Below are 8,873 nucleotides of genomic sequence, written 5' to 3' on the forward strand. Positions count from 1 at the left end.
AAAATGACTAAATATTGGAAGCTGATTACGATTTCGACAGTGATTATATTTTCGATTGCTGCATTATATATCCAATCTGCACTGGCTTCTAAAGAATTTCCACAGTTTGTTATAAAAACAGACGAAGGCGATGAATCGATAATTGACGATTTAGTCCTATCGGGTGATTATATGGGATATTCTCAAGGCGAGCCATTGCGCATCGATACAAATGGAACAAACTATTTACGGGATCAATCTTTCTTTAATCAACTAGGCAAGCGGTATGGCCAGATGGAAACAGAGTTATTACAAAATAAGTATAAATCCTTTATGAGAGGGAAAGAGTCGTGGGAAGGAGTATTATCCAATGAAGCTACATATCTCGCCTATGCGAATATTCCTTACGGCTATTACAGATCCGGCAGCCAACAGTTTGAGATCGCTGTTTTAAATAAGGAGACGGATAAAACTATCTCCTTTGAACATGCGATCCCAAACGTAGGTGATTATTATTACTTTTCCGTAATGCACGTACAATTGGTTGATAATAAGTTACTCGTCATTACGGAAAATGGACCTCCGGAAGGTAATTCCAGTGAACTTCATCTGTATACGTTTAATTTAGATGAACAAGTGTTGATAAGTGATGATGTCATCACAACGTATCAACATCCGGTTGATAATATGGGTTATACTGATATGGTTGCATTACCGAATGATTCTATGGAAAATAATACCTTTGCTATTGCGCATCAAAAGTATAAGGAGTCTGATGTTCCAACAAAATATGGTGCACATGAAATAGTTGAACAGGAAGTAATCATTTATGATCCAATAGCAAAATCAAAGCAAGCGATAGAAAAAATTGAAACGGACATAGATATGGGAGAATTAATCGCTTATAGTGGAAAACAATTATACTTTCAACAAGTCGATGGAAAAGGATCTCTTCGTATTGCGGAGTATGATATGGAAGAAAGTAAACTGAAAAATAACTTTATGTCTCTTCCAGGGATAACCACTACGGAATATATGATGGGTGAGTTCAACATCAAAGTCCATGATGGACATTTATATGCAATCACACCATTTAAAGATAATGAAAATAAATCCTTTGTTATGGTCGGATCGATGGATACGGGTGAAATTGTCTATAAAGGGGAAATTGTTACAAAAGGTATCAATTCCTTAGGGGAGGAAAGGTTTCTGTCTATTCACGACTTTAGCTGGAAATAAATCAAAAAGGAAATGGCTGATCACGCTTTATGCTGATCAGCCATATTTCTGTAAATTTTATCTATACGCTCATCCAGTTTTTGCATATGAACAATTCGCGCTTCCCGAATATATTCTTTGCCACCTACAAATAGAAGCAAGACAGGAACCGTGAAAATAGAAAAACGACCAGCTACAGCTTCTACTTCAGACGCATCAATATGAGCGGCTTGAATTTTTGGGTAATTTTCTAATAATTGCTCTACTTGAGGTAGCAAGCTATGACATACACTGCAATTTGGTCTGGAAATATAGAGAAAAGCAAGCGTTTGTTTTTGGATGAATTCATCCGCCATTTCTAGTGAAGTAAGCTTTTTAAAAATCGACAATTAAACATGCCTCCTTACGGTTCATTTTATCATGTCTATGAACAGGGATGCATGTTTAATGTTTAACAGATTAAACAGCTAAACCTGCATAAATAATATGCAGGTTTAGCCATGTCAAATGGAAAATTCACTTCCCGGAAGCTGAAGAATATTTGGTTATGCCGACATAGGAGTACATGAGTCAAGACAAGCAATGCCGCTGAAACTATTTAAATCTACCGTAATACATACACCAGTTGCACGAATGGCGCGGCGGCTATTGCCAGGGAAGAAATCACACGCTTCATCACCTCTATCTATAGCTGCACCACCCTCTGTAACTGCTCTCATTAATTCAAGCTGGACACAGCATCCGTCATCTCCTTCTACAAACTTTTTAGCCTTAAAAATCGGTGTTTCGAAACAATCAAAATACGTACCGGAAGCTCCTCCACCTAAAGGTAGCTTACGAACTCCACTTGCAATAAACGTGCTACAGTCACCTTTACAATAAAGCATGAACGGAATCGTATCATTTCCATTGTTATTTCCATTTACTGTTGGTGATAGAAGCTCACGAATCGACTCTTCACACCCAGTAGAACAGCAACCATTTCCATTGTTATTAGATACCTCATCTTGTGCTGCGACAATTTCTCTTACAATCCCGCAAACACATTGACTATTTTCACAACTCATATAAAAACATCTCCTTTTTTTGTTATCTTCATGATGCACTATTACTGTATGTAAACAGACAGATAAAGAATGTTTACTAGTCTAGTTCTATTAAAAATGATCAAATCGTCTTGATTGAGTAAAAAATGTATGCTTACCCTAGTGGATGCGCCAACCCGAATTAACTTTGGCGACATAGATTAATATATATCTATACAAAACAACGGTATAGATTCCTTCCACAACCCATTCAAAGATAGAAAGCCAGCTGCACGAGAGCTAGGCTTTCTATCTTTGTTTTTGTATTAAAAGACAATAATTTGAGAGTAGCATTATTTGCGATTCACTATTACATAAGTACTAGACAACTTTCACCATTTCCCGGGAAATAATGACAAACTATTATACTTTCATAACTGCTTCGGTTTTAATCGTTTAAAGCCCTCTTGTGTCGAATTCTTGAACTAGAGATAGAACAAATCAAAAGGTATTGTAAAAGGAGAAAAGCAGGATTGCGTATACAGCCGGTAACTTGTCTGTCATGCATAAAAAAAATAAACGAAATTAGGGGATGCAAAAGGAATAGAAGATGCAAGGGTATTATTTAATCCCAGTAAAGTTAAAGTGAATTTTAAAGAGAAGATATACAAGGAATCATTAAGTAACTCGATTATCCGGTTTTATCCAATAAAGTAAGCTGACTGCGGGGAGCTGTAACAAACAATTGTAGTTGATGTTCAAAGAATTGGTTTGTAATTAACGAATGAAGTGGAATATTTTCATGTAAAAAAGGTCCATGATCTATATGCACCAATAAGAGATAAAAAATAGTTTCTGGAGAACGTAATTGATTGGGTAGAAATAAAATTATACTTGATCAAACGATTGATCAATATGCAATTATAGAAGAAAAGAACAGAAACATAGAAGCATTCATAAGGATTAATAAACAGCTTTCAGATAATATTGGAGTAGTTGATGAAGTCCGAAAATAAGCTGTAGATGCTATTATCTCTGAGTAACAGTGTATGGAGTTTAACACTTGTAATTCTTGAAGTGAACTGAGATTTATATTAAGTAAGAAGAGCAACTAACAAGAGGTAAGTTGCTCTTCCATATTGCCTAACAACTGCAGATAGTTTAGCTCAACTAAAAAGTGCCGTATGAGCCTCTGTAAATCAACCTTCAGTGTGTGACGGGCTATTAGCTGAAACAGAAACGGTCATAACGGTATGGCTGGATCCACCTTCCACTGTTGCGCGAAATACGGATTCAAGTCCGGTAAATATGTCATTTGTCTCTCCACGTAGCCGAGTGGAATAATGGGCGTGCGATACATCGACAAATTGCTTCATTGCTTCGATCTGGTCATAAATAATGTCCATATAATTTCCACCGCCGAGTGGATATAGTGAAAATTTAGCTGCTGCAAATTGTTTAATGTCTTGAACCGAAGCGGCATTCAAAGGGTGATCGTCCTCTGCCATATACACATCACCTGCCGAATCACCGGGACATCCAAATGAATACGTTGCTTGAAAAGAAACGTGTTCCCCTGTTGTGGCTGCTTCGAGAAAAATGGCTTTCGTCACATCGAATACATGAATCATTTTTCCCCGCACCGTTGTCGTTACATCGTCTGTTTCCATCCATACTTTGGATGTGTCCGCTTTTTTTAATGCGTCTAAAATGATCGCTACAAAGTTATTACTCATTGGTGATACAGTAAAACTTGCACCGGCAATTTTATGCGTCCCACATGCTTCATTTGCCATAAAAATTCCTCCTTATTGACAGCTTATTAAAGGGAGAACTCCCTTTTTGAAAAATGTTTCTATAACAAAAAAACTGAACCCTTTTCGAGTGCAGTCTTTAATAAAGATTGATTGTTATGACTGCACTTTCCCACGCTGGTATTATCCAGTTCGGGTAGTAAGGGTCAGAAACGAAGTTCCTCTCAGCCATCCTCTGACAGCTCCCCTAGTGCTAAAAAATTATAATGTTTGTATAGGTTCATTCTATCTGAACGTTTGTATCATGTAAAGGATTCCCCTTGTTCTTGTGTTAGTTCAACAAAAAATAATCAGCCCATCAACAAATGTACGGTTGATGAGCTGATTGGTCAGGCTTCTATATCGATTGTTGTGAGACGTGTTCGGATATATCCTTTTTGTTTTTTTCTTTACCGTTCATCAGTCGCATGGAATTTAATACGACGAGCAATGTTGCTCCGACATCTGCGATTATTGCAAGCCAAAGGGTAAGCCACCCCGGAATGACGAGTAGGAGCGCAATGATTTTAACGCCAAGTGCAAAGCCGATGTTTTGTTTAATGATATGCAACGCTTTACGGCTTAATGAAATGGTATAAGGAAGTTTTTCCAAATCATCTGCCATCAAGGCAATATCAGCTGTTTCGAGCGCCGTATCTGTACCTGCACCGCCCATGGCAATCCCTACACTTGAAGTGGCAAGTGCTGGCGCATCATTCACACCGTCACCAACCATGGCAACATTTCCGTGACTAGCCTGCAACTCTTTAATTGTATCTAGCTTATCCTCTGGCAGGAGGTCCGCTCTCGTTTCCGATATTCCTAATTCTTTGCCAATCGCCACAGCTGTTGTTTTGTTATCACCGGTTAGCATCACGGTTTTCTTGATACCAAGCTGCAGGAGTTGCTTCATAATGGAAAAGCTGCTATTTCTGATTTTATCAGCTACAGCTATCAATCCATAAATGTCGCTATTCGTTCCAAGTACCATCACTGTTTTTCCTGCTGCTTGTAGTTCGTCAATTTGCTGTTTAATTTCTACCGGTAGCTTACTGATTTCTTCAAATAATGCCGGATTTCCAATGAAAAATTCTTCACCACTGATAACGGCTTTTGCACCTTTGCCTGTAATTGATTGAAAATTCTCCGCTTCCATTTCTTTAGCTTTCTCCCGTTTTGCTTTCTGAATAATCGCAGAAGCAAGCGGGTGTTGGGAGTACGCTTCTATTGATCTAGAAATGCTTAATATCTCGCTTTCCGTAAAGGATCCCACCGGAACAATGTCTGTTACTTCTGGTTTTCCTTCTGTTAATGTTCCTGTCTTATCAAAAGCAATGACATTTAAGCGTCCGGTTTCTTCTAAGTGAATACCGCCTTTGATTAAAATACCATTGCGAGCCGCGTTTCCGATAGCGGTGACGATAGCAACAGGTGTGGATATAACAAGAGCACAAGGGCAGCCAACAACAAGGACAGCCAATCCGAGATATACCCACTCTGACCAACTTGCACTTGCGATAAGTGGAGGCAAGATGGCAACCAATAGAGCAATTATCATAATGGCCGGTGTATAGTATTTCGCAAATTTATCGACAAACTGTTGCGAAGGCGCGCGCTCTGCTTGCGCTTCCTCAACTAAATGAATGATTTTCGCGATTGTAGTATCTTCCACACGCTTTGTGACACGGACTTCCAAATAACCTTCTTGATTAATGGTCCCAGCAAACACTTCGTCCCCAAAAGTTTTATGAACTGGAATGGATTCACCGGTAATTGCTGCCTGATTAAGCGATGATTCACCTTTAACCACTTCACCATCCATGGCCGCTTTTTCTCCGGGTTTGATTACCATAATGTCATTGATTCGTACATCCTCCACATTAACTTCTTCGTTTACATTTCCGTGTTTAATTGTTGCTTTATTCGGTGCAATGTTTATTAAAGAGCTGATCGATTGTCTCGCTTTATTGATGGAGTAACTTTCCAACGCCTCACTTAATGCGAATAGGAATACAACAATAGCACCTTCGCCCCACTCGCCGATAATAGCTGCTCCAATAACAGCAATCGTCATTAATGTTTTCATATCGAATTCCAGTTTTGCGAGGTTTTTGAATCCGACTTTAAATAAGTCATATCCGCCAATTAAAATAGCCAATGCAAATGTGCCGATTGTAAAAGGAGCCTTTGCGCCAAGCTGAAAATAAAAAAGGTAACCAACGATAATGAAGAGTAGAGAAATCATCGTTAAAATATTTTCGCGTTTTTTCCAAAAAGGTTCCTTTTTCTCCGGTTGCTGCTGACGATCCGGCAACACTTTAATCCCATCGAAAGCCCCTGCTTTTTCTAATTGTTCGATGGTTGCTTCTCCGTTTATCTTAAGCTTAGAAGCGCCAAAGTTAACTTGGACATCTTCTACTGTGTTAATAGATCGAATGTTTTTTTCGAATTTAGCTGCACAATTCATGCACGATAGGCCTTGCAGTCGGTATATATGAGCGTTACTTGCCATGCTGATCCTCCTTTGCGTGCACCATTGCAATATAAACAAGTTGACGAACGTGATCATCGTCGAGTGAATAGAAGACCAATTTTCCTTCTTTCCGGTACTTGGCCAGCTTCATCGTACGTAATAATCGCAAATGGTGAGAAGCAGTGGCAGTAGTGGAACCGATAATGTTTGCCACATCACATACACATAGTTCTTTTGCAAGTGTTAAAGCATATGCAATTTTTAAACGAGTAGGGTCGGATAATGCTTTAAATATAGAATCAACCCCTGAAACCTCTTCTATTTTCGGTTGAATCCGATTTACTTTTTCTTCATCGTAACAAAATGTATCACATGTATTTTCGGATGTTAGGACATTCATATTTTTAACCAAGGCAGTCACCTCATTATAATGTTCGTTTGAATGTTGATTAAGTACATTGTATAATATGGAAAATTTCTTTGTCAATCAAATGATCAAATATATGTTTGAATGTGTGAATGTCCTGGTAAATTTGTTGAATGTATTATTAATTGTTTGTTTAATGTAGAATATTTATAATGAATAAGAACGAATCGTGGATAAAAAAAGGACAAGGAGATTTTAGATGAAAAGAATACTGGTGATCGTCTTTATAATCATTCTCATTATCATTGCAGCAGGTTCATTAATACAAAAAGAAACGAATCCGAGTGCGGACACACGCATCATTTTGGAACATACGTATAAAACGTATATTGCGCCGCCTTGTTTTGAACAGTCGGAAGCGACCAATAATATTGCTGACTCTGACCTGGATGAAGCGAGATCCTTGGATTATAAAGCGGATAGTACATGTACAGAAGAAGCGCTGAACGGGCATAAAGAAGCTTTGTTCGTCAGTTTACTGAAGGATATTGGTTTGCTTAATAAAAAATGGGACACGTGGTAAAAAGGTAACGGATTCAGTTTTAGGTGAGAAAATATCAATTAGTACGCAATTTAGGGATGCAAATCACATACGATTTTGCATCTCTTTTATTGCAGTTATTTCTTATCGAAAATACCATATAAATTAACATTACAAATTGAAGAAGTACATAAATTTTTGTCGCTTTTTAATTCATATACCAATCTCATCGTAAAAAAGCCTATGACTCATACCGTTATTTGGGTGTTATTTTTTAAATGATTAAAGTTTATTATTTATTATGAATTCCATTCAAAGATGCTGAAATGTTTATGTTAAAATAAGCGTAATAATTATTGTTAAGCAAACGGGCCAATTTATTGTTGAATAGTATGGCCTACAAGGTTGAGCAACAACCACTAAAATAAACTGGAGGTTTGAAAAAATATGGAACAAGTAGGGACCCTTTACTTTTTCTGTAGGAAAATGGGTGCAGGAAAATCAACTAAATCAAAAAAAATTGCAATAGATAAAAATGCAGTACTATTATCTGAGGATGAATGGCTTTCTTCTCTTTATCCCAATCAAATCGAATCATTTGAGGACTTTCTGAAATTTTCGGCGCAGATCAAACCCTTGGTGAGAAAGCATGTCCAAAATATATTAAGTGTCGGTACAGATGTAGTGATGGATTTTCCTGCTAACACTCAAAAGCAGCGTAAGTGGTTTTTGGATATGGTGTCCGATGTTAATGCAAGTCATCAATTGATTTTCCTTAATCTAACTAACGAGCAATGCTTGCGTCAAATTGCACAAAGGCGTAACGAACAACCCGAAAGAGCAGATTTTGATACGGAAGCGGTGTTTACCCATGTTACTAATTTTTTTGAAGCACCAGTAGCCTCCGAGGGATTAAATATTTTAGAGTTTAGTGGAAGAGAGTAACAAGGAGTTCAACACAACATTGTCATACATTTCAACAAAAGAGCGCGTTTATTGAATAAAAACATTTGCGTAAATGCTTAAAGGAGGTTTAATAATGACAACCAATTGGTATGGGGTTTTTCCTTTTTTTATAGGCTTTTTAATTCTTGGTTTCTTTGTATTTGACAATTCAATTTCACCCTTTATTTTTGGAATTTCTGGAGCGACAATAGGTTGGATATTATACACAAATAAAATTCCAGAAAAGTGTCAGAAATATGATTAAATTTGCTTCAGAATCGGGCGCTATTCTTGAACAAGGTTATGTGCCCTGTGCTGCAGAGTCGCACCATTTAACGGAATAAATGAGGTGTCTATGTAATGGTTTTGATAATACCCTTGCTTACAGTATTATTTATGATTTTACTATTTTGTTTTTTATTATACTTAATGTATGACATTATACGGAAACCAAAAAAACCTTATTCGTGGGTTCTATTGACTTCAATTCTTGCCATATTTACTTTTATGATATGGGTATCTCTTGAATACT

General features: G+C 37.4%; 10 protein-coding genes and 1 riboswitch. Of the genes, 5 read left to right on the forward strand and 5 right to left on the reverse strand.

Features of this window, described 5'->3' with window-relative positions; all coding sequences use genetic code 11:
* Window positions 1-3: 3 nt before the first annotated feature.
* Complete coding sequence (locus ACLIBG_RS06055) at window positions 4-1,218, forward strand: hypothetical protein (RefSeq protein ID WP_439311854.1); 1,215 nt, start codon at window positions 4-6, stop codon at window positions 1,216-1,218.
* Between the two features lie 20 nt (window positions 1,219-1,238).
* Here ACLIBG_RS06055 and ACLIBG_RS06060 read toward each other — a convergent pair whose 3' ends face one another.
* The gene (locus ACLIBG_RS06060; RefSeq protein WP_439311871.1) at window positions 1,239-1,553 is read right to left on the reverse strand and encodes a thioredoxin family protein; all 315 of its coding nucleotides are present in this window, start codon (window positions 1,551-1,553) and stop codon (window positions 1,239-1,241) included.
* Window positions 1,554-1,742: 189 nt separating this feature from the next.
* Complete coding sequence (locus ACLIBG_RS06065; RefSeq protein WP_439311855.1) at window positions 1,743-2,264, reverse strand: CotY/CotZ family spore coat protein; 522 nt, start codon at window positions 2,262-2,264, stop codon at window positions 1,743-1,745.
* An 830-nt stretch (window positions 2,265-3,094) separates the two neighbouring features.
* Between ACLIBG_RS06065 and ACLIBG_RS06070 the strand changes: the two genes are divergently transcribed.
* Window positions 3,095-3,238: a hypothetical protein gene (locus tag ACLIBG_RS06070; RefSeq protein WP_439311856.1), complete on the forward strand. Its 144-nt coding sequence runs from the start codon at window positions 3,095-3,097 to the stop codon at window positions 3,236-3,238.
* A 183-nt stretch (window positions 3,239-3,421) separates the two neighbouring features.
* Here the strand turns inward: ACLIBG_RS06070 and ACLIBG_RS06075 are convergent, their stop codons facing one another.
* The 3 genes from ACLIBG_RS06075 to ACLIBG_RS06085 all read right to left on the reverse strand — a co-directional run bounded on the left by ACLIBG_RS06075 (window position 3,422) and on the right by ACLIBG_RS06085 (window position 6,888).
* Window positions 3,422-4,018, reverse strand: a complete 597-nt coding sequence (locus ACLIBG_RS06075) for a YkoF family thiamine/hydroxymethylpyrimidine-binding protein (protein ID WP_439311857.1) — start codon at window positions 4,016-4,018, stop codon at window positions 3,422-3,424.
* Window positions 4,019-4,128: 110 nt separating this feature from the next.
* Window positions 4,129-4,235: riboswitch (TPP riboswitch) on the reverse strand.
* A gap of 138 nt (window positions 4,236-4,373) precedes the next feature.
* Entirely contained in the window at window positions 4,374-6,527 is a 2,154-nt protein-coding gene (locus ACLIBG_RS06080) for a heavy metal translocating P-type ATPase (protein ID WP_439311858.1), read from the reverse strand.
* The gene (locus tag ACLIBG_RS06085; protein ID WP_439311872.1) at window positions 6,517-6,888 is read right to left on the reverse strand and encodes an ArsR/SmtB family transcription factor; all 372 of its coding nucleotides are present in this window, start codon (window positions 6,886-6,888) and stop codon (window positions 6,517-6,519) included. Before ACLIBG_RS06085 ends, ACLIBG_RS06080 begins: the two co-directional genes overlap by 11 nt.
* Window positions 6,889-7,114: 226 nt before the next feature.
* Between ACLIBG_RS06085 and ACLIBG_RS06090 the strand changes: the two genes are divergently transcribed.
* From ACLIBG_RS06090 to ACLIBG_RS06100, 3 genes are all read left to right on the forward strand, one after another.
* Window positions 7,115-7,438 (forward strand): hypothetical protein, encoded by a 324-nt coding sequence (locus tag ACLIBG_RS06090; RefSeq protein WP_439311859.1) that lies wholly within the window; start codon window positions 7,115-7,117, stop codon window positions 7,436-7,438.
* A gap of 405 nt (window positions 7,439-7,843) precedes the next feature.
* Window positions 7,844-8,341: an AAA family ATPase gene (locus ACLIBG_RS06095; protein ID WP_439311860.1), complete on the forward strand. Its 498-nt coding sequence runs from the start codon at window positions 7,844-7,846 to the stop codon at window positions 8,339-8,341.
* 94 nt (window positions 8,342-8,435) lie between these two features.
* The gene (locus ACLIBG_RS06100) at window positions 8,436-8,606 is read left to right on the forward strand and encodes a hypothetical protein (RefSeq protein WP_439311861.1); all 171 of its coding nucleotides are present in this window, start codon (window positions 8,436-8,438) and stop codon (window positions 8,604-8,606) included.
* Window positions 8,607-8,873 lie beyond the last annotated feature (267 nt).

Origin of the sequence: Virgibacillus sp. W0181 (genome assembly GCF_051846915.1) — a bacterium.
Classification (GTDB): domain Bacteria; phylum Bacillota; class Bacilli; order Bacillales; family Amphibacillaceae; genus JBPYCR01.

Excerpts from the sequence above, each read along its gene's own strand:
- ACLIBG_RS06055 (WP_439311854.1), top strand. The coding sequence starts at position 4 with ATGACTAAATATTGGAAGCTGATTACGATTTCGACAGTGATTATATTT.
- ACLIBG_RS06060 (WP_439311871.1), bottom strand. The coding sequence starts at position 1,553 with ATGGCGGATGAATTCATCCAAAAACAAACGCTTGCTTTTCTCTATATT.
- ACLIBG_RS06065 (WP_439311855.1), bottom strand. The coding sequence starts at position 2,264 with ATGAGTTGTGAAAATAGTCAATGTGTTTGCGGGATTGTAAGAGAAATT.
- ACLIBG_RS06075 (WP_439311857.1), bottom strand. The coding sequence starts at position 4,018 with ATGGCAAATGAAGCATGTGGGACGCATAAAATTGCCGGTGCAAGTTTT.
- ACLIBG_RS06080 (WP_439311858.1), bottom strand. The coding sequence starts at position 6,527 with ATGGCAAGTAACGCTCATATATACCGACTGCAAGGCCTATCGTGCATG.
- ACLIBG_RS06085 (WP_439311872.1), bottom strand. The coding sequence starts at position 6,888 with ATGAATGTCCTAACATCCGAAAATACATGTGATACATTTTGTTACGAT.
- ACLIBG_RS06090 (WP_439311859.1), top strand. The coding sequence starts at position 7,115 with ATGAAAAGAATACTGGTGATCGTCTTTATAATCATTCTCATTATCATT.
- ACLIBG_RS06095 (WP_439311860.1), top strand. The coding sequence starts at position 7,844 with ATGGAACAAGTAGGGACCCTTTACTTTTTCTGTAGGAAAATGGGTGCA.
- ACLIBG_RS06100 (WP_439311861.1), top strand. The coding sequence starts at position 8,436 with ATGACAACCAATTGGTATGGGGTTTTTCCTTTTTTTATAGGCTTTTTA.